Genomic DNA, 25,579 nt, shown 5'->3' with positions numbered 1-25,579 from the left:
TCTTCCTTTAAGATAGAGTAGAAATTAATACTCTATAGAACTCTTGTATATCTATAGGTTTAGCTAAATGCTCCTGCATACCGCTATTTTTAGTTCTTTCAATATCTTCAGTTGATACATCCCCAGATAGTGCAATAATTGATATATCATCGTATTTGTAATTTTCTCTAATTTTTGATGTAGCCTCATAGCCATCTAAGTTTGGCATATTTATATCCATAAGAATCAGCTTGTATGGGTACTCTGATGTAAACAACTCTTCTAAAACCTCTTCACCATCATTAGCACAAAAAACCTCTATATTAGTCCCAGTGAGTAGACCTTTGATAACTGCCTGATTGATATGGTTGTCTTCTGCAAGTAGAATTTTTTGTGGTGTTAGTTTCTTTAAGTCATCTTTTGTATATTTTTTGTCTTTTGCTAAAGTCTCTTTGTCTTTGTAGCCATAAAGACTTAAGATAGTTTCAAATAGCATCTGTTGATTAAATGGTCGTTTTAAATAAGTAAGATGTTCTAGGTATTCATCTTCATTCTTTTTAATACTAACCATCCAGTCCTCAATGAGCACTATCTTATCAACATATATATCATCCCAAGCAGTTTGATTATATATATCTTCATCAATAAATAGTATATCAACCTTATTATCTTTTATATACTTTTTAGCTTCAGCTATATTATGTGTGAAGTCTACTTGCATTTTGAAATATTCAAGCATATATTTAAGCGCATTTATAGTTTTAACACGGGAGTCTACAAGTAGTATATTTTTATTGGTTAAATCTTTTGAAGGAAGTCTATAGTTTCTTTTAGAATTATCAAACTCGTTTTGTAACTTTAATGTTACAAAAAAGGAGCTCCCATTTCCATAGTCACTCTCAGCCCATACATCCCCCTGCATAATCGTAGCAAGCTGCTTACAAATTGAGAGACCTAGACCAGTTCCACCATACTTTCTACTTGTTTCATCATCCGCTTGTGTATAGTTTTCAAAAAGAGAGTTTAATCTATCTTTTTTTATGCCTATACCAGTATCTCTAACCTCAAAGCTAAGAAAAGAGTCATTTTCATTGTGTTGTAAGGTTTTTACTTGCAGCAGGATACTTCCTTCATCTGTAAATTTGACAGCATTACTTACTAAATTTAGGAGTATCTGAGAGACTCTTAGAGGGTCACCAATAAATTGTTTATTTACATTGTGGTTTACATCAAATACGAGCTCTAAACCCTTCTCTTGTATCTTTAATCCAATCATATCTGCTACATAATCTAAAATCATATTTAAATCAAATGAGATACTTTCTAATTTAAGCATACCTGCTTCGATCTTTGAATAATCTAATATGTCATTGATAATTCCAAGAAGCATATTTGATGAGTTATTTACTGTTTTAACGGTCTGGATTTGTTTTTTGGATAAAGAGCTATCATCAAGAAGTATTTGACTCATTCCTATAATGGCATTCATCGGTGTACGTATTTCATGACTCATGCTGGCAAAAAAGTCACCTTGAGATTTAAGCTTATTTTCCAATAGCATTATTTTTTTGTGATTATCATCAGCAATTGCTAGATTTGCCTGTTCAATTTTCTCATTTTCTCTGAAATATCTTGCTAAAAGTGAGTTATCTTCTTCTAATTTTAATATGTCTACGAAAAGTTTGCTAATAATAGATGTTTTTATGGGTTCATATATAAGATTTTCTATGCCATGAGTACTATCTACAGTCTTATTAAAGTCTGTATCTAGTTTAACATTCATGATAAATTTTTGTCGAGGATTAATTTCTAATATTTTCTCAACTACATTTAGGTCAAATGTATTATCTACTATTACAAAGTCAAAATAATACCCATATCTTTTTTTATAAATTATGTATTGAGCAAGGATATTATCTAATGTTAAGGAACTCTCAAGAGTTTTACATACAAAGCTAAGTATTGCTTTATTGTAGTCTTGATCGGCATTAGATTCAGCATATAAAATTGCTAAAGTTTGATTTAAACTTGATTTATAGTTTGTATTACTCAAAATTTATCTTCTCACTTTCTTTATTATTATAATAGCAAAAAAATAGTGTTTTTAACTAGCTATTTAACTATAATAATCTATAATACTCTAAGAATTATGGGAGAGTCAATGTTTATATACAAAGTAGTAATGGTTGGCGACTTTGGAGTTGGAAAAACTAGTTTGGTCCAGCGTTTTGTTGATAATAGTTTTAGTGAAGAGTATTTAAGTAGTATTGGTGTGTCAATATCAAAAAAATTATTGCATACTAAAATAGACTCTACCGCTATGCTGTGGGATATAGAAGGAAGAACTGAGCAGAAGTCTATCTTTAAACAGTATCTTTTAGGAGCTAAAGCTTTTATAATAGTAGCTGATTTGACTTGTGAGAGCAGTATAAGAGCATTGCCTAATCATATAAAGTTATGTTTATCATCATCCAAAGATGCACCTATTTGTATAGCATTAAATAAAAATGATTTAGAAACAAATATCAAGATATCAATTGAGAGTTTACGAAAATTATCTGATAACATTATAAATATCTATAAAACATCCGCGAAAAGCGGTGAAGCTGTAGAAGATATTTTTAATGAGATTAATGAAGTATTAATCTCAAGACTATAAAGATATATTTTACTTAATGAGTTCCTGCTAAGGAGTCTTTACGGCCATTTTCCAACATATCTTCCATTAATTGATAGAGTAGAGTACTAAGTTTTTCTATATTTTGAAAATTCTCTACTATCTCATCACTATTTTCTAAAACCCTATCTTCTGGTTCAATATAAGAGATATTTTTATCTACTAATTGATGTATTTTGATATGAGGTTTTTCAATCTCTTTATAAATAGGGGAGTAAGAAAACTTCTCTTTAGCGGAACCTAAATACCATTTACCTAAATTACATGAATGTACATCTGGAAAGTCAATACGTTTTTTTCGTCTAAATACTGATGAGTAGGCATTTGACTTATAAATAGTGTGGTCTATTTTAGCTAAAACAACAAAGACCATATTCTCTAAATTTACAGCATATGATGATGCTACCTTAGCATCATGTCTAAAGCTTTCTAATGTGCTACTGAAGTTATTAATAGTTTCACTCGACTTTTCAGCTATCTCAATCATAGAAGCGGATCCATCTTGTAAGTCAGAAGCATCTTGTTGGAATGTTTGTATTGATATAGATATTTCGCCTGTTGCTTTTTGAGTGCGTTCTGCTAGTTTTCTTACTTCATCAGCCACAACTGCAAAGCCACGGCCATGTTCACCTGCACGTGCAGCCTCTATAGCTGCATTAAGCGCTAACAAGTTTGTTTGATCAGCGATGTCTTTTATTAAATCTACGACAGAGTTAATATCTGCAGTTTTTTGATTTAGTTCATCTATCTTTTGGGAAGCTTGGAGTACTCCCTCTGTGAGATGCTGTAGGTTTTCACTTACATCATCTATTGCTCCACTACTAGCTGAGACAGAGTCTTCTGTATCTTTACTTACTTCTACTATTTTTTCTATACTTTCTAGTGATTTACTTAAATCAACTTGGAGAATACTTAGCTCGCCTAAAACACCTTGGCCTATTTGAGATATTACAGCATTTACTTCAGCATTTTCAATATGTGTTGTATCTGTATGCATACTAGCTATAGCATTATTGGTGATATTTATATTTTCTAGAAATTGCCCTGAGAATTTATCTTCATCTATATGAGGATATGAAGACTTGGCACTGGCTTCAGTAATGGATGCCGATACTGATGTAACAAAAGCATTGAGTTGAACGAGTAGTGAATTAAAGTGGTTACGTAGATCTTCAAGCTCGCCACCTTCCTTATAATCTTTTATCTCGTTATGTAAGATACCAGATTGTGCATCTGCCATAGCAGTGCTAAAAAGACGGATATTTGACTGTACTTTTCGAATGTTAATAAACATGTACCAAGCTAAAGCAAAGTTGGCAAGATTAACTACTCTCATTATGTCAAAGCCATAATTATATATTTCAACGATAAGGGCGATGAAAAATATACCTAAAGATATTATATTTGCATACTGTATCTTAGTTAGAGAAGACATACTTTTGTTCATAAAAACTCCTATTTTATATACTTTTAAAAAATTATATCTAAAAGTATATAAGAGTATATTATTTTATGATTTTAGCTTTTAAGTCATCCTCAGTAATTGCTTCTGGTACATATTTAATTACGGCTAAATTTTCTGTTTCATTAAGATACCACTCTGCTATATGGTCATGCTCTAGTTTATTTAACTTATCCATATCTACCTCGTCTTGTGAAATATAAAGATGAGAGTGTCTAATAGGGTTTTGCAACTTAAGTGCGGTCCAGATAAGCCATAGTACTACTACTATAGATATGCTTGCTGCTAGTGTCTCTCTGTCACTAAAGTCTAAATAAATTCCCGCAAATGTACCACCTAAAAAAGTTGCAAAGTATGCAGAAGAGTTTGAGATTCCTAATGCCGCACCTTTTTGGTGTACTTTTGCAAATTTACTAATCATAGATTGAACAAGAGGTTCCATCATGTTAAAACCGATAAAGAAAAATACAACACCAACTACAAACACTGTGCTTGAACTAGTAAAGCCCATAATTAAAAATGATGCTAAAAATAGTACTATAGAGATTAAGAAAATCTGTTTAGGGATATTTTTTTTCTCACCAAATACGGCTGCTGGGCCCATAGCTATAAGACCAGCTATCATAGCTGGAAGATATGCCATCCATAACTCAGACTTTTCCCAATTAAAACCATACTCTGGCTTTGTTAAAATAATAGGAATCAATACAAACGCCATTGTCATGAGACCTTTTTGAAGAGTGTTGATAACTATCATATTTAAAAGGTTGTTATCTTTTAAGATATCTAAAGTTCTAGAATCATTATGATAAATATGTTTAATCTTTGGTGGTGTTGGTACTTTTGTAAAAAGAAGTATAATTGAAAGTACTGCTAGTCCCGCTGTAATTAAAAATATTGTATCTATACCAAATGATGATGCAACAACTGGACCAAGTCCCATTGCAAGTGCAAAACTTATCGCTATGAATCCACCCATGATTGCCATTGCTTTTCCACGGCTATTTTCTTCAACTAAGTCTGAAACCATTGCTGTTGCAACTGAACCAATTGCTCCGGCACCTTGTAGGAAACGTCCTATCATTAGAGTGTAAATATCTGTAGAGTATGCACAAATAATTGAACCAACTAGAAAGATTATGAGACCAAAAAGAATAGTTGGTTTTCTTCCTATCTTATCACTCATTTTTCCAAATGGAAGTTGAAAGATAGCTTGAGTAAGCGCATAACCACCTACAATAATACCAACGAGAAAGGGAGTTGCTCCCTCAAGATCTAGCGCGTAAACGGAGAGAACTGGTAAAACTAAAAATAGTCCTAAAAACCTTAGAAAGATAATGGATGAAAGTGGTAACACTTTTTTAAACATATGAAGCCCTTTATAGTATAATTGCAGGATTATACTACAAAATTTTGTTACATATATATAAGGAAATGAATTTGAAATTAGTTTTAGCTACATCTAATAAAGGCAAAGTGCGAGAGATAAAAGCCTTATGTCAAGATTATGAAGTTGTGCCCTATGTAGAGTTGATGGAAGAGTTTGACATTGTTGAAGATGCAGACAGTTTTAAGGATAATGCACTTATAAAAGCTAGAGCAGTTTATAATGCACTTGGTGATGATGATGTGATCGTGATTGCTGATGATAGCGGTATAAGTGTTAATGTACTTGATGGGGAGCCTGGTATATATAGTGCAAGGTATGGAGGCGAGGATGCAACGGACAAAGAGAACCTTCATAAGCTCATAGAAGATATAAAGAAAAAAGGTGTGAGTAGTTCACCTGCACACTATACAGCTGCTATTGCTATTGTAACGAAAGGGATTGAGAGAACGGTGCATGGCTGGATGTATGGAACGGCATTAACAGAGACAAAAGGTGAGGGTGGCTTTGGATATGATCCTATGTTCGTACCAAGTGGCTATGATAAAACATTAGGTGAACTTAGTGATGAGATAAAAAAGAAATTATCTCACCGCTCAAAAGCATTAAGTCTTGCAACTAAAATCATAAAAACTCTATAGGAGTTTAAGACTAAGTTTACAAAACCTTATTTCTAGATTTTTTAAAAATAGATGTAATTGGTTAATATAGTGAATAATTATTTTCATGATATCTCCTTTAACATTTAATTTGTCAAGGATTATTAAGCAATATTTATTCCATTTTCTCTTAATTAAAAAGTATTAAAAGAAGAACTCCAAAAATTATTCGATAGACTCCAAATGCAACAAAAGTAAATTTTTCTAAAAATTTAAGAAGTAGTTTAATAGTAACAAACGCCACTAAAAATGAGATAACAAAACCAACTGCTAATGCATCTAAGTTTGCAGATGTAAATTCATTGTAATGCTTAAGTAAGTCATAAGCTGTCACAGCACTCATCACAGGAAACGCAAGTAAAAAACTAAACTCAGCACTCGCTTTTCTACTAAGACCTACTAATAACGCACCTATAATCGTAGAACCTGCTCTACTCGTCCCTGGAACTAAAGCAAAAATTTGTGCAAAACCTATCACTAAAGATTGCTTAAGTGAAACATCTTCTACATCATCGATGAGTTTTGCATTTTCTTTGATAAAAAACTTTTCAACTATTAAAAAAATTACACCACCAACTATAAACATTATAGCAACGATATTTATGGTAAAAAGCTCTTTTATCTGACTTGAAAAAACAAAACCAACAGCTCCAATAGGAATAAAGGCTAAAAAAACCTTACTCCATAAATCTATTTTTTTAAATGTAAACTTATCTTTATAGTTGAAAATTACAGCCAAAATTGCAGCAAACTGGATAATTACTTCGTAAGCTTTAGTTACACTGGTCTGATCTATGCCCAAAAATTCACTAGCTACAATTAAGTGCCCAGTAGATGAAATAGGTAAAAACTCAGTAAACCCTTCAATCGCACCTAAAATGACAGAGTCAAATATCTCCATTATAATCCTTTATTACTTTTATATTTGTATTAATTTTTACAAATTTTATCTAAAAAAGCTTTTGACTTTTTGAGGTTAGAGTTTATATAATTTGCAATTGTAGTTATTTGTGATAATATTTTATTATAATAGCACAAAGGCAAAAGCATGAACATACTAATTGTAGATGACAGTAAGATTAGCCGACATGTATTATCAAGTGCAGTAAGCCGTTATTTTGATAAATCTCATTGGAAAGCATTTAAAACCTTTGAAGCGCAAGATGGAATTGAAGCATTAGAGGTTATGAAAAAAGAGCGAATTGATATTATGTTTCTTGATTGGAATATGCCAAACATGAATGGTGAAGAGGTCGTCGATAGAGTTCGCGAGCATAAAGAGTGGAATAGAATACGTATAGTTATGGCAACAACAGATGGTACAAAGAAAGATGTACTAAAGATGATAAGAAAAGGGGCAAATGGTTATTTAGTGAAACCATTTAACGAAAATACAATTTTTACAACATTAGACAAAATAACAGCAAGAATGGCATCAAAATAAGTTCCTTAATAGTTGAGGTTATAGTTCTAATCAAAATAGTTCAATAGATATAAAATGAGGGCTAGAATGCCAAAGTGGATTAACAGGGAACTATATTTAAACTTATTTCGATATAATACGAGGTTTTTATGATAGAGAAGACCTTTTTATCTGTATGAAACACTAAACCTTGTTAGGAATTTATAATGTTACTTTTTACTCCTGGACCAACTCCAGTTCCACAAAATGTTCGTAATGCAATGAGTGATGAGACGATGCATCACCGTACTCCTGAATTTGAAGCGATATTCGAAGAGACAAGAAAGCATCTTTTTAAGCTTTTTAAAACTGATGAAGTTGTAATGATAGCTTCAAGTGGTACGGGTGCTATGGAAGCGGCTGTAATTAACTTGTGTCATAACACACTTTTAAATGTTAACTCTGGAAAATTTGGTGAGCGTTTTGGAAAGATAGCAAAAGCAAATGGGCTGGGTTCACAAGAGATAAAAAATGAATGGAATACGCCTGTAAGTGTTGAAGCTATTGTTAGTGCTCTTAAAAGTGATTCAAGTATTGATGCGATTGCGGTACAAATTAGCGAATCAGCTGGTGGACTTCGCCACCCAGTAGAAGAGATAGCTAAAGCGGCAAAAGAGATAAACCCAAATATTATGATAATAGCTGATGGAATCACAGCTGTTGGCGTTGAATCAATTGACATTACAAATATTGACTGTTTAATTGCTGGAAGTCAAAAAGCGCTTATGCTTCCACCAGGTTTATCAATCTTAGGACTCTCAAATAGTGCTATAGAAAAAATAGGAGCAGGTAAAGGTTATTATTTAAATCTTGCAACCGAAATAGCTAAGCAAAGAGAAAATACAACTGCATGGACAGCTGCTACAACTCTAATAATTGGCCTTTTAGAAGTTTTAAAAATGATTGAAGTTGATGGTGGAATAGATAAGCTTTATGCTGATACTGAAGTTCGCTCAAATGCCGTTGGCTCTGCGTTAGAAGCTTTAGGACTGCACATTTATCCTAAGTCTCCTGCAAAGTCAATGACAACAATAGATGATGAAAATGCTAGTGAAATTCGTAATCTATTAAAAGAAAAATTTGACGTAAATGTAGCAGGTGGGCAAGACCACTTAAAAGGTAAAATATTTCGCATTAACCAAATGGGGCTTATCTCAAACTATGAAATGGCATGGGTTGTAAACGCTGTTGAGCTTTCACTTGATAAGCTTGGCAGAAGAAAGTATGATGGAACTGCAAATCGAATTTTTAATGAAATTACATTTGCAATGGCTAAATAATGATACTTGAACATGAAATTCCAAATGGCTCAAAACTTTACTTTGGCCAAAGTGCAAGAGTTAAACGCCATGTAGAAAATGTCGCTAGTGAAATTTTATATGCAGATGGATATGAAGAGATAGTAACTCCAATCTTTTCATATCACCAGCATCTAAGTATTGCTGATGAAAAAAAGCTTATTAGAGTAAACGATGAAAAGAACAACTCTTTATCACTCCGTGCTGACTCTACCATTGACGTGGTTCGTATTATTGAGAAGCGTCTAGGAGCAAATACAGAGCAGAAAAAGTGGTTTTACATTCAGCCGGTTGTAACTTATCCAACACATGAACAGTATCAAGTTGGCGTGGAGTACATGGGTGAGCAGAAGTTATCAACTGTTTTAAATTTAGCGATAGATATTTTTGATAAGTTAGAGATTAATCCATTAACGCAGATATCAAATATCATGATTCCTAAACTTTTAGTTGAAATGTTTGATGAACTAAGTATTGATGATTTTATACATATAAATATCGATAAGTTTATAAGCTTAAAAGTAGAATGGCTTACAAAACTTGTATATTTACAATATGTTAAGCAGATAGATGATGTTATAGCTTTGGCGCCACAAGCAATAAAAGAAGAACTAGAAAAAATGAAGAAATTGTGTTCTGAAATATCATGTAAAAATACGGTAATTGCACCTCTGTATTATGCAAAAATGCTCTATTATGATGAAGTCTTTTTTAGATGTATTAATGGTAATGAAGTTTATGCACGTGGTGGAAGATATAAAAATGAAAATCTCACATCAGTAGGTTTTGCAATATACACAGATACTATCTGTGAAGAATTAACGAAGTAATTAGAGAAAGAGGAAAGAGATAATGAAAGCAGATTTAATTGTAGGAATCCAATGGGGTGACGAAGGTAAAGGTAAGATAGTTGATAGATTAGCAAAAGAGTACGATATGGTTTGTAGAAGCCAAGGTGGTCACAACGCGGGTCATACTATCTGGGTAGATGGCGTTAAGTTCGCACTTCATCTTATTCCTTCTGGTGTTTTAAACCCTGATGCTATTAATGTTGTAGGAAATGGTGTCGTTCTCTCTCCTTCATCAATTATAAAAGAGATGGTACAGTTTGAAGGTTTAGAAGGGCGTTTATACATCTCTGATAAAGCGCACTTAAACCTCTCTTATCACGCTTTAATAGACCAAGCCAAAGAGAGACTCAAAGGTGATAAGGCCATTGGTACTACTGGTAAAGGAATTGGGCCTGCCTACTCTGATAAAATCAATCGTACTGGTTTTCGAGTTGGCGAACTTTTAAATCCTATAAAACTAGCTGCTTCAATCATAGAATATTTTGAGCAAAATAGAGCTATTTTTGATATTTATGAGATTCCTACTCCAACTCAGTCTGAGTTATTAGCAGAACTTGAGGGTTATAAAGAGAAGTTAGCTCCTTTTATTACAGATACAACACAAATGGTATGGAAAGCATTGGACGAGAACAAAAGAATTTTACTAGAAGGTGCACAGGGGACTATGCTTGACATTGACCATGGTACGTACCCTTATGTAACATCTTCCGCAACTGTAAGTGCTGGTGCTTGTACTGGTCTTGGAATCAATCCAAAAGATATTGGTAAAGTGACAGGAATTGTAAAAGCATACTGTACTCGTGTTGGTAATGGACCATTTCCAAGTGAAGACTTAGGTGAAGCTGGTAAGCGTTTAGGTGAACAAGGCAATGAGTTTGGTACTACTACTGGTCGTGCTCGTCGTTGTGGCTGGTTTGATGCAGTAGCTACTAGATATGCTTCGCGTTTAAATGGTTGTGATGAGTTAGCTTTAATGAAACTTGATGTTCTTGATGGTTTTGATGAAGTAAAAGTATGTATAGCTTATGAACTTGATGGAAAAGAGATTGATTATCTTCCATCAAACCTTGAAGATGTAATGCCAATCTATAAAACTTTTAAAGGCTGGGATAAATCTGTAGGCGCTAGAACTTTTGATGAACTTCCTGCTACAGCTCAAGAGTATGTAAAAATCATTGAAGAGATTAGTAAAACAAAAGTTGGTATAATCTCAACATCACCTGAGAGAGAAGACACAATAATACTCTAATGTAATTCAAACTTTAAGGCACTCGTTATGAAAACTCGATATACCTCTCTTGTAAGTGTTAAAAAAAACATAATGCAAAAGAGTGAGAGAGTTTTAGAGTCTGCTAATAATAATTTAAAAAATGCACAAGAGGCACTTGAATCCTCATACACACAACTTCAAAACATACATACTCCTAAATCTGGCACAATATCAGAATTTTTATCATCAAGAACCCTTTTAGATTCTCAGCGTTCATTGATAAAGCATAATGAAGAGTGGGTTGATTTTGCTAAAAATGAGATTAGAGCTGCTAAAGAGAGACTAAAGTTAGATATGATTGAGTTTGAAAAATTTAACTATCTTGACGTTCAAGAGATAAAAATGATGATTAAACTTCAAAAAGTAAAAGAGTCCAAAGAGTTAGATGATATAGCACTTATTACTTATGATAATAAAAGAAATATAGAGGAAGCTTCATGAAAATTATACTACTTTTATCTCTCTTTTATTCACTTCTATTTTCACTTGATACTAGTGATAGATTGTTTGAATGTACAGAGATATTTCAAGAAAGAAAAAGTGAACTTCTTGTTGAACTAGAAAGAATTGATGAACAAAAACAGTCTCTAAGTGCACTTAAAACTGCAACAGAAGAGTTGCTAAAACAAAAAGAGAAGAAACTGGCTATCCAAGAAGAAGGCGTTGATTCTAAGCTTTTAGAAGTATCTCAAAAAGAGAAGAGTATAAAAGAGATGTTAGCTAAAAATGAGGCTATTTTAGAGCAGCTAAGAGATACTAAAATGAGTAAAATTGCTCAAACATTTGCAAAGATGAAGCCAGCTGCAGCTTCCAATATACTTTCTGAGATGCAAGCAAATGAAGCCTCAGTTATTTTACAATCACTTAAACCGAAAGTAGTAGGAAAAATTTTAACTAAAATGGATCCACAAAAAGCATCACTCCTCTCACAACTTTTAAGTAAGTAATCAAACTTTTACTTTAATTAGTGTAAAATGTCCAAATTTAATTAATAAGTAGGGTCCTACACAGATGAAAATATCACTAAAAACTATTCCTCATATATCAAATAAAATAGCGATTGATTTAAATAAAAGTGGTGTTGTAACTATGACTAGGGGCTTAGAGCCTGTTGCTTTTGAAGCTCAAAAAATTCTTGAAGAGAATGTTAAAAAAGAGATGGCACTCGAAGATAAGGTAAATGACATCTGCGATGATAATGAAGAAGAGATAGAATTTATGCTCGCAGATGAGAGACAACTCTTTTTTATGATTAAGAAAAAACTAGCTCCAGAATTTGACGTAATCTTAAATTATGAAGAGAGATTTTCAGATATTGCTCATAAAGTTTTAGATGAACTATATGAAGAAGATTTAATCCATTTTGACGTTACGGAAAATCGCATTAAAAATATTATTTATAACGCAATGACGTCTTTTCTTGCAGATACTTCAGAAATTGAAGACGCAGTAATGGATAAAATTCGTTCATATAAGAGAAAGTTTATTCCAGGAACTGATGAGTTTGAAATTTTACATGAAAAGCTCTATCGTGAAGAGATGACTAAAAGAGGTATGGAGTAAAAAATGAGTGATGCATTGAAAAAAGTTTGGATATACCTTGAAAATGGAACATTTTTAGAAGCAAATAGCTTTGGTGCAGATAATACGGTAGTGGGTGAAATTGTATTTAACACTTCTCTTAGCGGTTATCAAGAGATTATGTCTGATCCATCATACGCTGGTCAATTTGTTACATTTACAATGCCTGAAATAGGTAATGTAGGGACTAACGAGCAGGATATGGAGAGCGCAGGCGCACATGCTAAAGGCATGATAGTAAGAAAATACCAGCCACGTTATTCTAACTTTAGAGCGGAAGAATCGCTTGATAGTTTTTTAGTTAAACACAATGTTATGGGTATCTGTAATATTGACACAAGATATTTAACAAAAATGTTAAGAGCCGAAGGTTCCATGATGATGATAGCTTCTAGTGAAATAAGCGACAAAGATGAACTGAAAAAGATTCTTGAATCATCTCCTCGTATTGAAGATATTAATTATATAGAGCAAGTAAGTACAAAAAAAGTTTATAAACATACAAGTGGCACATACTCTTCTACGGAGTTTAAATATAATGAAGCTCCACAAACAGAAGTAAAAATAGCAGTTATAGATTTCGGTGTTAAACGCAATATCTTAAATGAACTTGTTGGAGCGGGAATAGGAGTAGAAGTAATACCAAATGATTTTATTGCCGAAGATTTAATACAAGCATATAAAGAGAAGTCAATAGATGGTGTTTTCTTATCAAACGGTCCTGGTGATCCACTTGTACTTAAAAAAGAACAAGAGCAGATTAAAAAGCTGATCACAGCAAAGATACCAATGTTTGGTATATGTTTGGGCCATCAACTTCTCTCCATCTCACATGGTTATGATACTTTTAAATTAAAGTTTGGCCATCATGGTGGAAATCATCCTGTTAAAAATGAAAAGAGTGGCTTTATTGAGATAACTGCACAAAATCATAACTATAATGTTCCTGATAATATAGTTGAAATTGCTGATATAACTCATACTAATCTTTTTGACAACACAATAGAAGGACTGAAATATAAAGATTCTCCAATATTTTCAGTACAGCATCATCCTGAAGCTAGCCCTGGTCCAAAAGAGAGTGCATATATATTTTCTGAGTTTGTGACTCTTATGAAAGAAAATAGATAGTTAGATTAAAGCTTAATTATACACATGGAAAATATTGAATTAGCTGCGATTATTAGTTTTGCTTTACTAGGCTCTATCGGTCACTGCATAGGAATGTGTGGAGGCTTTATAGTTACATACACTACTGCAAAAATCAAACCTGAAGATTCAAAAACAGCACAAATATTTTCTCATTTTTTATATAACATTGGAAGGGTTACTTCTTATACACTTCTGGGTATTTTATTTGGATATTTTGGTTCCTTATGGGATGTAACCCCGCTTTCAAGAGCAATTTTATTTGGACTTACTGGTATTATGATGATTTTGATGGGCCTCTCCTTTGCAGGTAAGTTGAAATTTTTAAACACTATTGAGTATCCTATTACAAAACATAATTGGTTTAAGAGAATTTTCAAAGCTCAGCTTAGCTCAGCTACCCTAAAAAGTTTTTTTATACTTGGAATGTTAAATGGACTTCTTCCGTGTGGATTAGTTTACACAATGCTAGTAACCGCAACTACAACTGAATCAGCACTACTTGGCGGAATAGTAATGTTTATATTTGGAATTTTTACTATTCCAACACTCTTTAGCTTTGCATTTATAGTAGGGCTTTTCACACAAAATAGATTTAGACAAATTATGCTAAATCTAGCTGCGATAACTGTTATTTTTTATGGTGGATGGACTCTTATTAAAGCTTACAAGCAGTATGATAAATTTCTACATAACTCAAACTCCACTATGAAAGCTATGGACTCAAAAGAGAGTGGCTGTGCATCTGGAAAATGTGGAAGTTGATATTTAAGAGTGTTTGAATATATTAGCTGATATGATTCAGTTTATATAATATCGAGTGGAGAATTTTATGAGAGAACTAATTTATGCTATTATGGATAATTATCCAAATATAGTGATTTTTTTACATGTTGTAACTGCTTCTGTATGGGTAGGGGGAATGGCTGCACTTCACTTTTTAACTAGAGCTGCAAGTAAGGATACTCAAGTAGATCGTAGGTTTGCAAGTAGGGCAGGACTCTTTAAAAAGTTTTTTATCGCTTTAATTCCTTTTATTAGTGTTTCATTACTAACTTCAATACTAATGGGATTGGGCTATAGAGAAGAAGCTATGGATGCAGAAGGTTTTATATTAGATAGTAGTAAATTTGAAGCATATAAATACATCAATGCAAAGTTTATTATCTGGATAGTCATGGTTATGAACATGATATTGATGACATGGATATTAAGTAAGGCAAATTGTAGACTCTGTAAGCCACAAAAACAGAGTGACTGTATGTGGCTAGTAAGTGAACATCTTTTACCAATTAACATCCTGCTTGGACTTATTGCAATCTATATAGGTGTGAGTATAAGAAGTCTATACTAAAGCAGATGCAAGAACTAGTTACGTACCTTCATAAACGCAGAATCATTATGATATCTGCAATCTTCATCATAGCCATTATTGGTTTTATCTTTCACATAAACTTTTCATTAGATCCAGTTACTTATTTTGATGGAAAGTACAATATTTTTATTATCTATTTTCTTATTATATATAAGCTAATCGAATTACCTGTATTATATTATATTCTAATGTATAGATATATCAGAAAATTAAGTAAATCTAATAGTGACTTAAGTAAAAGTAATAATAATTATGACTTAAACTTAAAAATAAAAAAGCATACTAAGTTGTTGTATTTTCTTATACCCCAAGGCAATACAGTCTTTGGTATTATCGCATACAAGGTCTCAGGGGAGATTTTATACTTCTATCTGTTTTTGTTAATAGCATTAGTTACACTTATATTAATACGACCAACATCACTATCAGTTATAAAACTTAAATCAATCTAAAATAGATAAATTAGTTCAAGTTTGATTTAAACAAAACTTTTGTATACTTCTGCGTTATTTTCTACAGGAGGGTACATTTGAGAAAATTTATATTGGTATTATCTTTACTTCTTACTTTTGCAAATGCAGATACTATAGGTATCAAAGAGAAGTTAGGGGTGATGGTACCACTTGATTTAACATTTATCGATGAAGAATCAAAAAGTAAAACCTTAAAAGAGTTAATGGATGGAAAACCAACAATTCTTACGCTTAATTATTTTAGATGTGCAGGTATCTGTACTCCACAACTAAATGATTTAGCAAAAATGCTTAGTCGATTAGACCTAGCTGAAAACACGGATTATAAAGTTCTTACTGTTAGTTTTGCTGAGGATGAACCAGCAGATTTAGCAGCGGCAAAGCGTAAAAACTTACTTGCATCTATGACTAGAGAGTATGTCGCTGATGCTTGGCATTTTGTTATTGGCGAGAACAATAGTTCGGGAGTTTTGGCAGATACTGTAGGATTTTCATTCCAAAAAACAGTAGCTGATAATGGAAAAGTTGATTATATTCATACTGCTGCATTAATTGTTTTATCACCTGAAGGAAAAGTGACTCGATACTTAAATGGTATTGAGCAACTTCCATTCAATGCTAAAATATCATTAATAGATGCTGCAGAGGGTAAAATCGGCTCGACAATCGCTAAAGCATTACCATATTGTTTTGCATATGATGCTAAAGGAAAGACATATATCTTTGCTTGGGAAAAATTTGCAGCAATAATAATGTTAACGCTAGTATTTGGCTTTTTCTACTTTCTAGTTAAGTCTGGAAGAAAAGAGGACGACCATCAAAAAAAAGGAGAAAACAATGAGTAAAACTTATTTCGACGAAACACACTGTGCTATTGGTCACCCAAAAAGCACATTTTGGCAGTGGATGTTGACAATCGACCACAAACGTATTGGTATTATGTATGCGGTTGTTTATGTTCACATTCTTTTTAGTTGCTGTTTCTACGGCAATGCTAATGAGATTAGAGTTATTTGCACCAGGTGCACAATTTATGGATGGGGATACATTTAATCAGGCTTTTACACTACATGGTGTAATTATGATTTTCTTATTTATCATTCCAGGTATTCCAGCTATTTTTGGAAATATTGTTATGCCATTAATGATTGGGGCTAAAGATGTATCTTTCCCACGTCTTAACTGGTTTACATTCTGGTTGTACATCGTAGGTTGTATTATCGCTCTAACTTCACTGTTTAATTTTACAGGCGAAGGCTTAGACTTTAATTTTGCAGATACTGGTTGGACATTTTATGCACCATATAGTTTAAATACTGGTACAAATGTTATTACTACACTTGTTGCAGCATTTGTTCTTGGTATGGCTTCAATTCTTACAGGTCTTAACTTCCTTGTAACAATTCACCGTTTACGTGCTCCAGGTATGGACTTCTTTAAAATGCCACTATTTGTATGGGGTATCTATGCTACAGCATGGATTCAACTTCTTGCGACTCCAGTTGTAGGTATTACATTAGTTCTTGCTATCTTAGAGAAATATTTTGGTATTGGTATATTTGACCCTGCAAAAGGTGGAGATCCAGTTTTATTCCAGCACCTATTTTGGATTTATTCTCACCCAGCTGTTTATCTTATGATTCTTCCAGCATTTGGTATTATGTCTGAAATCATTCCAGTGTTTTCAAGAAGAGAAATCTTTGGTTACCGTACAATTGCTCTTTCATCTGCATCAATCGCAGGTATTGGTTATATTGTTTGGGGTCACCACCTATTTACTTCTGGTATGTCAGATATAGCTAAAACTATTTTCTCATTCCTAACATTTTTTGTTGCTATTCCAACTGGTATTAAGTTTTATGACTGGATTGCTACAATGTATAAGGGTAAAATTATCCTTAAATCACCAATGTTATGGGCACTAGGTACAATTATTACTTTTGCTATTGGTGGTCTTACAGGTGTTACAATTGCAATGATTGGTGCTGATATTCACTTACAGGATACTTACTATTCAGTTGCTCACTTCCACTATGCTATTCTTGGTGGTGTTGTATTCTTACTATTTGCTGGTCTTCACTATTGGTTCCCATTAGTAACTGGTAAAATGTACAATGAAGGAACGGCTAAAATTGCTTTTTACCTAAACTTTATTGGTATTAACTTACTTTGGTTCCCAATGTTTATCGCTGGTTACTACGGTATGCCAAGACGTTATTTTGATTATTTACCAGAGTTTGAAATTTATCATCAAATTTCAGGAGTTGGTGCAGTAGTTATATTTGTTGGTTTAACGGTAATGTTCTTAAACTTAATTGCTGGATGGAGAAATGGTGAAGAGTCAGGTCTTAATCCATGGCATGCAACTACACTTGAGTGGCACTGTCCAACATCACCACCACCATTAGAGAACCATTCTAAAGTTCCTTATGTTGACTTTAAGCCTTATGAGTATCACCATGGTGAGCCAGTGGTAAAATTTGATTATGAAACTATGAAAAGGATTGACTAATGGGACACGAATATGTACCAGAAATCGCGACTAGTCGCGATGGGAAAGAATACGAAGTTCAAGGTTGGCAAGGTGATTTTTACGGTGGTAAGTTAGGATTTTGGTTATTCATGCTTACTGAGGTAATGATGTTTGGAGCTATGTTCCTTACATTAACTTACTATTTTACACTGCATCATGCAGATTTTATCAATGCATCTGCTAGTCTTAACAGATACCTTGGTGGTTTTAATACAGTGGTTCTGTTGATATCAGCACTAACAATGGGTCTTGGTCTATTAAAAATGCGTAGTGGTGATGTTAAGGGTGCAAAACTTATGATTTGGGCTACGATATTACTTGCTATAGTTTTCTTAGGTGTAAAAGCTGTTGAGTGGACTGCTGAGTATAATCACGGAGTGTTTTTAGGTCTTGATGCACTTCAGTCAGGAAATGCACACTCTAAAGCATTTGGTGAAATCCTTTTCTTTGGTATGTACTTTACAATGACTGGTCTTCACGGTTTTCACATCATTATAGGTATTGGTCTTATGATATGGTTAATCAAACGTATTAATGCAAACAAAGTAACTCCAGGTCACCATATATTGCATTGGAATATAGCTCTTTACTGGGATTTAGTTCACTTAATTTGGGTATTTGTATTTCCATATTTCTATATGATAGGTGCAGGCGACGTAACAGGAGGAGTAACACATGGACACTAATGTAAAAGTAGATTATCAAGCAGAGAAGGGTGGATACTATAAAGTTCTTATTGGACTTTTAGTTCTAACGGCTGTAACATTTATTCAGCCAACAATGTTCTTAACAGAAAATATATTTGGTATCCAGTTATTAATTGGTCTTATCAAAGCATTAATGATTCTATTCTATTACATGCACCTTAAAGGTGAAAAACTAATTGGATGGTCTGTAGTGTTTTCAGTTTTCTTAGTTATTTTCTTTTTTCTAGTTGTTATATACGATGTGAGTAATTTTCAGTTTGCTGAAGAGTCACATATCACTAATTCACCAAAAAGTGCTCCAGCAGCACACAGTGCTCCAGAAGCACATGCAGAACACTAAGGAGTCATAAAAATGTCTAAAGAAGTTATTGCAAACACTCTTCAAGGATTTGATTCTGGTGGTACTATCACCGGGGCAAGTATTGACGAAGCTTTATATATAAATTTAATAGTTTCAATAGTGCTTTTTGCATCTGTTGTACTGCCAATGATCTATTTCGCATGGAAATACCGTGAGAGTAATGTTAAAAATGAAGATATCAAAAATGTAACACATAATACTCTAATGGAGATTTTGTGGACAGCTATCCCAACAGCTATGCTATTTGTACTATTTTATTATGGTTATTCATCTATGACAGTAGCAAGAGACTTACCTAATGCTGATCAAAGTATTACAGTTAAAGTTGAAGGCTCTAAGTGGAAATGGAGATATGAATATCCAGCAAATGCAAATGGTTTTGTTCACAAACTTGGTGGAGCATTTACTAAGCCTAAGCAAGATGACAAAGGAAATGTCCTTGAAAAAGGTACAATGGGTAAATCGGCACTTTATGTACCAGTTAATACTAATATCATCTTAGAGATGAGTGCACCAATTGATGATGTTTTACATGCATTCTATGTTCCAGCTTTCCGTATAAAAGAGGATGTGGTTCCAGGTCGTGTAACAAAACAGTGGTTTAAAGCTGAAAATATTGGTGAATATGATGTTGAGTGTGCTGAGTACTGTGGTACTGATCACTCATATATGTACTCTAGAGTTGTTGTACTTCCAGAAGCAGAATATAATGCTTGGTTCAATAGTAGTGATGATACACCAAAAGGTGACTATGGTAAATCAGGTGATGCTGTATTACAACAACATGGATGTAAAAGCTGTCATGCAGTTGGAACAGATAAACAACTTATAGGACCAACTCTTAACACTAGAAGATTGACTACAGAGCAAGTATTAGATGTGATCAATAATGGTCAAGATAAACTTGGTTATGCTATGGGTGCGATGCCAGCTGGTATGGCTACTGGTACAGATGCTCAAGAGATTGCAGCTTATGTTGCTAGTGGTATGAAAGGTGATCAACCAGCTTCATTTGCAGCATGTAGTTCATGTCATGGTGAAGATGGTAAAGGTATGTACGGTATGTCTCCAAATCTTGTAGAATACGATGCAGACCTTTTACGTAATGTATTGAAGAATGGTAAAGAGGGTATGATGGGTACTATGCCAGCATTCCCTTATGTGTCAGAAGAAGAAATTTCAGCAATTGCTGAATATCTCAATAGCACAAAATAATTAAAGGATTTTATCCTTATTTATAAAGAATTGTCCTCTTACTACATAGGTAAGGGGACTTTTTTTGTAGACTTTTTTAAGCTCATGTGAATGATCTTATATAAGTTTATAATTAAAGTTAACAAAATGGTTTCATGGTATGATTCCAACAATTAACTATGGTTAGATGTATTATTAAAATAAGGATTGTCAGTGATTAAAGATTTGATATCATTAACTAAGTTTGTTCTATCTTTTGCTGTGAGCCTCTCGGCTCTCTTTGCATATATAATGGCAAAGGGCGAAACTGGGACTGATATGTATATAGCAACGTTTGCTGTACTTTTAGTTGCTATGGGTGTGTCTACGCTTAATCAAGTACAAGAATATAAATCAGATGCACTAATGGAACGTACAAAAAATAGACCAATAGCTTCTGGTAAATGGTCTCCTATGAGTGGTATATACATAGGATCTTTACTGATACTTGTCTCACTAGTTATTATTTACAACCTACTAGGTATGATAGGGTTCAATTTATTTTTATTTGCATTTATTTGGTATAACCTTGTTTATACACCATTAAAGAAGACTAGTGCTTTAGCGGTTGTACCAGGTGCCCTACTTGGTGTGATACCTCCAGCAATTGGCTGGCTAGCTGCTGGGCATAGTCTACTTGAAGTAGAGTTTTACGCTCTAGGTTTATTTTACTTTATATGGCAGATACCTCACTTTTGGTTATTGGTAATGCTATTTTACGGTGATTATGATAATGGTGGCTATCCAACTGCTATGCGTCTTTTTGGAAAAAATACTTTGCAAAAGCTAACTTTTGTATGGTTGATTTTCACTATACAGACAGGTTATTTTATGGTTAGTATATTTGAACCTGCTAGTATGACTATTAATATCTTACTTATAATTACAGCTATACTTGGTTTTGCTAGTAGTTTACAGCTACTTAGTAAAAACTTTGTACTTAAAAAAGCAAGAGCTATTTTTTATCAGATTAATGGTGCTTTTTTAGCAACTATTATATTAGTAAGCATAGATGAGTTCTTAAAAGTCTAAGCTTCATCATGCAACAGATTTTTTGTTGCAGCCTCTCTTCAACCCCACATATTTTCAAGGAATTGTTATGAAAAATCCTGAGTTCTCATTAAAAGAGATATTATCAACATTTACATCTTCATCCGGAAAAAAGCTTATGATATTTAATTCTGCCCCAATAGGTGGATTAAGTAACATTGTATACATACTTTTTTTTATTTCCCTCCCTGTCATAGAATACTTTGTTGTCTTTAACCAATATGTATTTGATAAATTAGGTATTGCAACTTGTATTGTACTTTACATAGTACTTTCATCTATTTTAATGATGGTTGTTGCAGCTATAACATGGAAACTAAAAAAGAGTGTAGTGAAAAAGATCACTCCATCTTGGAATAGTTACTTTAAAGAGATTGATTTAGAGATGGTAGTCTCATCAGGGATTACGCCTTATAATAATTTTTTTGATTATTATTCAAAAGCAATTAAAGAAGGAGTAAACGAAGATAATCTTCATAAATACCTACAAGATTCTTTTAAAGAAATGCAGATTGAAAACAAAGACTTAATTGAAGCTTTAAAGAGAGATAAGAAAAACATATAGTGAATATAATAACAGCTTTTAAGGATTATTAAATTAATTAACCGATAAAATATGAAACATAAAAATTTAGTTTTAGTTTATATTCAGCTAAATCTTTATATTTCAATCTTTGAGGAGTCTAAATGGAAAATCGTCCTTTAGAATATGACTATACAGTAGCTAAACTGTTTATGATGAATGCAATATTCGTCGGTACAGTTGGTATGTTGGTAGGGGTTATAATGGCATGGCAAATGGCCTATCCTGAATTTAACTCATTTCTTGGTGAAGGTTTGGCTGAATATACAAACTTTAGTCGATTAAGAGTGCTTCATACAGATAGTGTTATCTATGGTTTTGTGCTAAGTGCCGTTTGGTCAAGTTGGTATTTTGTTGGTCAACGTGTACTAAAAGTCTCTATGGCTGAGTCAAAAACACTTATGATTATCGGGAAACTTCATTTCTGGATTTACTTTGCTGCTTCAGCAGTCATCGTTATATCTTTATTACTTGGAATTACTACATCAAAAGAGTACGCAGAATTTGAGTGGCCATTAGATCTTGGTATTACTGTAATTTGGTTGCTTTGGGGTGCTGGAATAGCTGGTTTAGTTGGTATGAGACGTGAGAAATCACTTTATATCTCTATATGGTATTACATTGCTACATTCTTAGCAGTGGCAATGCTTCACCTTCTAAACAACTTAGAAGTTCCAACAATGTTTGCTACATCACCAGCAGGTGAGACAATGATTGGTGCATGGTATCACTCTGTTTCTATGTATGCTGGTACTAATGATGCATTAGTTCAGTGGTGGTTTGGTCACAATGCAGTTGCATTTGTTTTAACTACACCAATCGTTGCGGTAATATATTACTTTTTACCAAAAGAGTCTGGTCAAGCAATCTACTCATATAAACTCTCATTACTTTCGTTTTGGGGTTTAATGTTTGTTTATTTATGGGCTGGAGGACACCATGTTCTTTATACGACTGTTCCTGATTGGGTTCAAACTATGGGATCTATTTTCTCAGTAGTTCTAATCCTACCTTCATGGGGTTCAGCGATTAATATGCTTCTTACAATGAAGGGTGAGTGGCAACAAGTTGCTTCATCTCCATTGATTAAGTTTATGATTCTTGGTTCAACATTCTATATGTTCTCTACATTAGAAGGTCCGATTCAAGCTATTAAATCTGTAAATGCTATTGCTCACTTTACTGACTGGATTGTTGGTCATGTTCATGATGGTGCACTTGGTTGGGTTGGATTTACATTAGTTGCTGCAATCTATCACATGGCTCCACGCTTCTTTAAACGCGAGATCTACTCTAAGTCATTAATGGCTACACAGTTTTGGGTTCAAACATTAGGTATAGTACTCTACTTTACTTCTATGTGGATTGCAGGTATTACTCAAGGTATGATGTGGCGTGCTCACGATGAGTTTGGTAACCTTGCTTACTCATTCATCGATACAGTTACAGTACTTCACCCATACTACACAATTCGTGCTGTTGGTGGTACACTTTACTTAGTTGGTTTCTTGATGTTTGCTTATAACATCTATAAAACTACATCTGCTCGTCGTGTTGAAGAGTCAGAGCTACAAAATGCATCGCCTATGGGCGCTTAATAAAAGGATTATATTATGTTTCATTGGTTAGAAAAAAATCCCTTTGCTTTTGCGCTAGGTGTATTTATTACAATTGCTTTTGCTGGTTTAGTTGAGATCATCCCTAACTTTGTACAGTCTGCACGTCCTCTAGTTGGGACAAAGCCTTACTCTACATTAGAGTTAGCTGGTCGTCAAATATATATTAAAAATAGCTGTAATGCTTGTCATTCACAGATGATTCGCCCATTTAAGTCTGAGACTGACCGTTATGGTCACTACTCTTTAAGTGGTGAGTATGCATACGATCGTCCTTTCCTTTGGGGATCAAAGCGTACTGGTCCAGATTTAATGAGAGTTGGTAACTACAGAACTACTGACTGGCATGAAAATCACATGAAAGATCCAGCGGGTGTTGTACCTGGTTCTATTATGCCTCCGTATGGTTGGTTATATGATAATATGACTGATATTGATACTGCTTATGCAGAGCAATTAACAGTTGAAAGTGTATTTGCTGTACCTTATACTTTCAACAAAGATAAAGGGACAGATAAAGCACAATTAATACCTATGAGAGATGGTAGTACATCTATAGTATTAATTGGGGATAATATTGCGGATGCGAGAAGTTTAGCTTTAGAAGAAGCAAAATTAATCGTAGCTGATATGAAAGACGAAAACATTAAAGAAGCAGTTGCAAATGGTCAGATTCCTGAAATTGTTGCTATTATTGCTTATATGAATAGTCTAAAATAAGAGGGATTTAAAGTGGATATTGCTGAATTTCAAGCTTATGCTTATCTTGCAGTGGTTGTATTTATGACAGTCGCTCTGTATGCATATATATATCACTTATATAAAAACAGAAAAGATGCAGATGGTCACGACTATGAAGAGTATGCTGACCTTGCACTTCATGATGACTTAGGGGATACTCCGGTAAACGCTAAATCGCAAGAAAAAGAGAAATAGGAGAGATATATGAATAAGATTTATCTTTGGGGAATTATAATAACAGCTGCAATGCTTGGTTTCACTTACGTTTCAGTAATTGGCTCTAAGGGTGGCTTTAATGGTGATATAGTAAATATGCTTGCAGTTGCAGGTGCAATTGCACTTGTAATAATTACAGTATTTGTTGTAATTAAATATGTTCGCCAAATGCAAGTTGATACTGCTGATGGTGAATTAGCGGATGAGTCATGGGATGATATTGGCGAGTATAAAAATCCTATACCAATGGGTTGGGCAATTATTTTTCTTGCTACCTTAGTATGGGCAATGTGGTATTTTACTATGGGTTATCCTGTAAATTCGTATTCACAAATTGGTGAGTATAATGAAGATACAGCAGCTCATAATGCTAAATTTGAAAAAGAGTATGCCTCAATAACTGGTGATAGACTAATTGAGATGGGTGAGTCTGTATTTTTAGCAGAGTGTAAAGTTTGTCACGGTATTGCTGCTGATGGAATTGATGGAAAAGCTGCAAATCTTAATCAAAGAATCGCAGCAAAATCTGTTAAACATGTAATTGAAAATGGCTCTAACAATATGCTAATGGGATCTGAAAATCCTATGCCAGACCGTAATGGCCTCTTCAACATGAATACAGGTGCTTTAATTACAGATGCTGAAATCGATGCTGTATCTGCTTATGTAGCAAATGGTATGAATGGAGCTGGTGGCGATGTATTTGCTAGTACTTGTGCTTCATGTCATGGTGAAACAGGAATGGGTATGGAGTATGTTGCTCCAAATATTGCTTCATTTGACACTGCTCTTGTTACAAATGTGCTTAATCATGGTATGAAGGGTGCAATAGGTGTTATGCCAGCTATTGATAGACTAAATGCTAAACAAAAAGAAGCTGTTGGTGCATACATCACTAGCCTAAGTAAGTAAGGGA

27 protein-coding genes and 1 pseudogene are annotated in these 25,579 nt (G+C 33.6%); 24 read left to right on the top strand and 4 right to left on the bottom strand.

Annotated features, from left to right (window positions below):
• Positions 1 to 7: 7 nt before the first annotated feature.
• Positions 8 to 2,032 carry an ATP-binding protein gene (locus tag GJV85_RS12120; RefSeq protein WP_207561640.1) on the bottom strand — a complete coding sequence of 675 codons (2,025 nt, stop codon included), beginning with the start codon at positions 2,030 to 2,032 and terminating at the stop codon, positions 8 to 10.
• 108 nt (positions 2,033 to 2,140) lie between these two features.
• On the opposite strand from GJV85_RS12120, the gene GJV85_RS12115 reads away from it, so the two are divergent.
• On the top strand, positions 2,141 to 2,638 hold the full coding sequence (locus GJV85_RS12115; protein ID WP_207561639.1) for a Rab family GTPase: 498 nt from the start codon (positions 2,141 to 2,143) through the stop codon (positions 2,636 to 2,638).
• A gap of 13 nt (positions 2,639 to 2,651) precedes the next feature.
• Here GJV85_RS12115 and GJV85_RS13870 read toward each other — a convergent pair.
• Together GJV85_RS13870 and GJV85_RS12105 are read right to left on the bottom strand one after the other, a co-directional pair.
• Positions 2,652 to 3,371, bottom strand: a pseudogene (locus tag GJV85_RS13870) (methyl-accepting chemotaxis protein); the annotation flags it as partial.
• 790 nt (positions 3,372 to 4,161) lie between these two features.
• Positions 4,162 to 5,487, bottom strand: coding sequence for an MFS transporter (locus GJV85_RS12105; protein WP_207561637.1), 1,326 nt, complete (start codon positions 5,485 to 5,487; stop codon positions 4,162 to 4,164).
• A gap of 71 nt (positions 5,488 to 5,558) precedes the next feature.
• On the opposite strand from GJV85_RS12105, the gene rdgB reads away from it, so the two are divergent.
• On the top strand, positions 5,559 to 6,146 hold the full coding sequence (gene rdgB, locus GJV85_RS12100) for an RdgB/HAM1 family non-canonical purine NTP pyrophosphatase (RefSeq protein WP_207561636.1): 588 nt from the start codon (positions 5,559 to 5,561) through the stop codon (positions 6,144 to 6,146).
• A 148-nt stretch (positions 6,147 to 6,294) separates the two neighbouring features.
• Here the strand turns inward: rdgB and GJV85_RS12095 are convergent, their stop codons facing one another.
• A complete protein-coding gene (locus tag GJV85_RS12095; RefSeq protein WP_207561635.1) occupies positions 6,295 to 7,065 on the bottom strand; it encodes an undecaprenyl-diphosphate phosphatase in 771 nt (256 codons plus the stop codon).
• A gap of 147 nt (positions 7,066 to 7,212) precedes the next feature.
• Between GJV85_RS12095 and GJV85_RS12090 the strand changes: the two genes are divergently transcribed.
• The 22 genes from GJV85_RS12090 to GJV85_RS11985 all read left to right on the top strand — a co-directional run bounded on the left by GJV85_RS12090 (position 7,213) and on the right by GJV85_RS11985 (position 25,575).
• A complete protein-coding gene (locus GJV85_RS12090; protein ID WP_207561634.1) occupies positions 7,213 to 7,608 on the top strand; it encodes a response regulator in 396 nt (131 codons plus the stop codon).
• Positions 7,609 to 7,793: 185 nt separating this feature from the next.
• Entirely contained in the window at positions 7,794 to 8,906 is a 1,113-nt protein-coding gene (locus tag GJV85_RS12085; RefSeq protein WP_207561633.1) for a pyridoxal-phosphate-dependent aminotransferase family protein, read from the top strand.
• The gene (locus tag GJV85_RS12080) at positions 8,906 to 9,754 is read left to right on the top strand and encodes an ATP phosphoribosyltransferase regulatory subunit (protein WP_207561632.1); all 849 of its coding nucleotides are present in this window, start codon (positions 8,906 to 8,908) and stop codon (positions 9,752 to 9,754) included. The genes GJV85_RS12085 and GJV85_RS12080 overlap by 1 nt, the downstream gene beginning before the upstream one ends.
• 19 nt (positions 9,755 to 9,773) lie before the next feature.
• The gene (locus GJV85_RS12075) at positions 9,774 to 11,024 is read left to right on the top strand and encodes an adenylosuccinate synthase (protein ID WP_207563194.1); all 1,251 of its coding nucleotides are present in this window, start codon (positions 9,774 to 9,776) and stop codon (positions 11,022 to 11,024) included.
• Positions 11,025 to 11,051: 27 nt separating this feature from the next.
• A complete protein-coding gene (locus GJV85_RS12070; protein ID WP_242689790.1) occupies positions 11,052 to 11,486 on the top strand; it encodes a flagellar export protein FliJ in 435 nt (144 codons plus the stop codon).
• Positions 11,483 to 11,992, top strand: a complete 510-nt coding sequence (locus tag GJV85_RS12065; RefSeq protein WP_207561631.1) for a MotE family protein — start codon at positions 11,483 to 11,485, stop codon at positions 11,990 to 11,992. Before GJV85_RS12070 ends, GJV85_RS12065 begins: the two co-directional genes overlap by 4 nt.
• A 64-nt stretch (positions 11,993 to 12,056) precedes the next feature.
• Entirely contained in the window at positions 12,057 to 12,608 is a 552-nt protein-coding gene (locus tag GJV85_RS12060) for a DUF507 family protein (RefSeq protein WP_207561630.1), read from the top strand.
• 3 nt (positions 12,609 to 12,611) lie between these two features.
• Positions 12,612 to 13,757 (top strand): glutamine-hydrolyzing carbamoyl-phosphate synthase small subunit, encoded by a 1,146-nt coding sequence (gene carA, locus GJV85_RS12055; RefSeq protein WP_242689789.1) that lies wholly within the window; start codon positions 12,612 to 12,614, stop codon positions 13,755 to 13,757.
• A gap of 24 nt (positions 13,758 to 13,781) precedes the next feature.
• On the top strand, positions 13,782 to 14,540 hold the full coding sequence (locus GJV85_RS12050) for a sulfite exporter TauE/SafE family protein (protein ID WP_207561629.1): 759 nt from the start codon (positions 13,782 to 13,784) through the stop codon (positions 14,538 to 14,540).
• A gap of 67 nt (positions 14,541 to 14,607) precedes the next feature.
• Complete coding sequence (locus GJV85_RS12045) at positions 14,608 to 15,129, top strand: hypothetical protein (RefSeq protein ID WP_207561628.1); 522 nt, start codon at positions 14,608 to 14,610, stop codon at positions 15,127 to 15,129.
• A gap of 5 nt (positions 15,130 to 15,134) precedes the next feature.
• Entirely contained in the window at positions 15,135 to 15,602 is a 468-nt protein-coding gene (locus tag GJV85_RS12040; RefSeq protein ID WP_207561627.1) for a hypothetical protein, read from the top strand.
• 77 nt (positions 15,603 to 15,679) lie between these two features.
• The gene (locus GJV85_RS12035; protein WP_207561626.1) at positions 15,680 to 16,468 is read left to right on the top strand and encodes an SCO family protein; all 789 of its coding nucleotides are present in this window, start codon (positions 15,680 to 15,682) and stop codon (positions 16,466 to 16,468) included.
• Between the two features lie 98 nt (positions 16,469 to 16,566).
• Positions 16,567 to 18,135 (top strand): cytochrome c oxidase subunit I, encoded by a 1,569-nt coding sequence (locus GJV85_RS12030; RefSeq protein ID WP_430739165.1) that lies wholly within the window; start codon positions 16,567 to 16,569, stop codon positions 18,133 to 18,135.
• On the top strand, positions 18,135 to 18,842 hold the full coding sequence (locus GJV85_RS12025; protein ID WP_207561624.1) for a cytochrome c oxidase subunit 3: 708 nt from the start codon (positions 18,135 to 18,137) through the stop codon (positions 18,840 to 18,842). The genes GJV85_RS12030 and GJV85_RS12025 overlap by 1 nt, the downstream gene beginning before the upstream one ends.
• The gene (locus tag GJV85_RS12020; RefSeq protein WP_207561623.1) at positions 18,832 to 19,203 is read left to right on the top strand and encodes a cytochrome C oxidase subunit IV family protein; all 372 of its coding nucleotides are present in this window, start codon (positions 18,832 to 18,834) and stop codon (positions 19,201 to 19,203) included. Before GJV85_RS12025 ends, GJV85_RS12020 begins: the two co-directional genes overlap by 11 nt.
• Positions 19,204 to 19,215: 12 nt before the next feature.
• Complete coding sequence (coxB, locus tag GJV85_RS12015; protein WP_207561622.1) at positions 19,216 to 20,439, top strand: cytochrome c oxidase subunit II; 1,224 nt, start codon at positions 19,216 to 19,218, stop codon at positions 20,437 to 20,439.
• A 192-nt stretch (positions 20,440 to 20,631) separates the two neighbouring features.
• Positions 20,632 to 21,489, top strand: a complete 858-nt coding sequence (locus GJV85_RS12010; protein WP_207561621.1) for a UbiA family prenyltransferase — start codon at positions 20,632 to 20,634, stop codon at positions 21,487 to 21,489.
• A 67-nt stretch (positions 21,490 to 21,556) separates the two neighbouring features.
• Complete coding sequence (locus GJV85_RS12005) at positions 21,557 to 22,072, top strand: hypothetical protein (RefSeq protein ID WP_207561620.1); 516 nt, start codon at positions 21,557 to 21,559, stop codon at positions 22,070 to 22,072.
• Positions 22,073 to 22,194: 122 nt separating this feature from the next.
• Positions 22,195 to 23,688 carry a cytochrome-c oxidase, cbb3-type subunit I gene (gene ccoN / locus GJV85_RS12000; RefSeq protein WP_207561619.1) on the top strand — a complete coding sequence of 498 codons (1,494 nt, stop codon included), beginning with the start codon at positions 22,195 to 22,197 and terminating at the stop codon, positions 23,686 to 23,688.
• A gap of 15 nt (positions 23,689 to 23,703) precedes the next feature.
• Entirely contained in the window at positions 23,704 to 24,426 is a 723-nt protein-coding gene (gene ccoO, locus GJV85_RS11995) for a cytochrome-c oxidase, cbb3-type subunit II (RefSeq protein ID WP_207561618.1), read from the top strand.
• 12 nt (positions 24,427 to 24,438) lie between these two features.
• On the top strand, positions 24,439 to 24,642 hold the full coding sequence (locus GJV85_RS11990; RefSeq protein ID WP_207561617.1) for a cytochrome c oxidase, cbb3-type, CcoQ subunit: 204 nt from the start codon (positions 24,439 to 24,441) through the stop codon (positions 24,640 to 24,642).
• A 9-nt stretch (positions 24,643 to 24,651) separates the two neighbouring features.
• The gene (locus GJV85_RS11985; RefSeq protein WP_207561616.1) at positions 24,652 to 25,575 is read left to right on the top strand and encodes a cbb3-type cytochrome c oxidase N-terminal domain-containing protein; all 924 of its coding nucleotides are present in this window, start codon (positions 24,652 to 24,654) and stop codon (positions 25,573 to 25,575) included.
• Positions 25,576 to 25,579 lie beyond the last annotated feature (4 nt).

Source organism: Sulfurimonas aquatica (genome assembly GCF_017357825.1).
In the GTDB taxonomy this organism is placed as follows: Bacteria; Campylobacterota; Campylobacteria; order Campylobacterales; family Sulfurimonadaceae; genus Sulfurimonas; species Sulfurimonas aquatica.
Note: the sequence above shows the minus strand (reverse complement) of the source record. Positions and strands in the feature narration are given on the sequence as shown.

What these genes read in the sequence shown, in the direction of transcription:
- GJV85_RS12115 (WP_207561639.1), top strand. Translation starts at nt 2,141, where the DNA reads ATGTTTATATACAAAGTAGTAATGGTTGGCGACTTTGGAGTTGGAAAA.
- GJV85_RS12105 (WP_207561637.1), bottom strand. Translation starts at nt 5,487, where the DNA reads ATGTTTAAAAAAGTGTTACCACTTTCATCCATTATCTTTCTAAGGTTT.
- GJV85_RS12095 (WP_207561635.1), bottom strand. Translation starts at nt 7,065, where the DNA reads ATGGAGATATTTGACTCTGTCATTTTAGGTGCGATTGAAGGGTTTACT.
- GJV85_RS12090 (WP_207561634.1), top strand. Translation starts at nt 7,213, where the DNA reads ATGAACATACTAATTGTAGATGACAGTAAGATTAGCCGACATGTATTA.
- GJV85_RS12085 (WP_207561633.1), top strand. Translation starts at nt 7,794, where the DNA reads ATGTTACTTTTTACTCCTGGACCAACTCCAGTTCCACAAAATGTTCGT.
- GJV85_RS12080 (WP_207561632.1), top strand. Translation starts at nt 8,906, where the DNA reads ATGATACTTGAACATGAAATTCCAAATGGCTCAAAACTTTACTTTGGC.
- GJV85_RS12070 (WP_242689790.1), top strand. Translation starts at nt 11,052, where the DNA reads ATGAAAACTCGATATACCTCTCTTGTAAGTGTTAAAAAAAACATAATG.
- GJV85_RS12065 (WP_207561631.1), top strand. Translation starts at nt 11,483, where the DNA reads ATGAAAATTATACTACTTTTATCTCTCTTTTATTCACTTCTATTTTCA.
- GJV85_RS12060 (WP_207561630.1), top strand. Translation starts at nt 12,057, where the DNA reads ATGAAAATATCACTAAAAACTATTCCTCATATATCAAATAAAATAGCG.
- carA (WP_242689789.1), top strand. Translation starts at nt 12,612, where the DNA reads ATGAGTGATGCATTGAAAAAAGTTTGGATATACCTTGAAAATGGAACA.
- GJV85_RS12050 (WP_207561629.1), top strand. Translation starts at nt 13,782, where the DNA reads ATGGAAAATATTGAATTAGCTGCGATTATTAGTTTTGCTTTACTAGGC.
- GJV85_RS12045 (WP_207561628.1), top strand. Translation starts at nt 14,608, where the DNA reads ATGAGAGAACTAATTTATGCTATTATGGATAATTATCCAAATATAGTG.
- GJV85_RS12040 (WP_207561627.1), top strand. Translation starts at nt 15,135, where the DNA reads ATGCAAGAACTAGTTACGTACCTTCATAAACGCAGAATCATTATGATA.
- GJV85_RS12030 (WP_430739165.1), top strand. Translation starts at nt 16,567, where the DNA reads ATGCGGTTGTTTATGTTCACATTCTTTTTAGTTGCTGTTTCTACGGCA.
- GJV85_RS12025 (WP_207561624.1), top strand. Translation starts at nt 18,135, where the DNA reads ATGGGACACGAATATGTACCAGAAATCGCGACTAGTCGCGATGGGAAA.
- GJV85_RS12020 (WP_207561623.1), top strand. Translation starts at nt 18,832, where the DNA reads ATGGACACTAATGTAAAAGTAGATTATCAAGCAGAGAAGGGTGGATAC.
- coxB (WP_207561622.1), top strand. Translation starts at nt 19,216, where the DNA reads ATGTCTAAAGAAGTTATTGCAAACACTCTTCAAGGATTTGATTCTGGT.
- GJV85_RS12005 (WP_207561620.1), top strand. Translation starts at nt 21,557, where the DNA reads ATGAAAAATCCTGAGTTCTCATTAAAAGAGATATTATCAACATTTACA.
- ccoN (WP_207561619.1), top strand. Translation starts at nt 22,195, where the DNA reads ATGGAAAATCGTCCTTTAGAATATGACTATACAGTAGCTAAACTGTTT.
- ccoO (WP_207561618.1), top strand. Translation starts at nt 23,704, where the DNA reads ATGTTTCATTGGTTAGAAAAAAATCCCTTTGCTTTTGCGCTAGGTGTA.
- GJV85_RS11985 (WP_207561616.1), top strand. Translation starts at nt 24,652, where the DNA reads ATGAATAAGATTTATCTTTGGGGAATTATAATAACAGCTGCAATGCTT.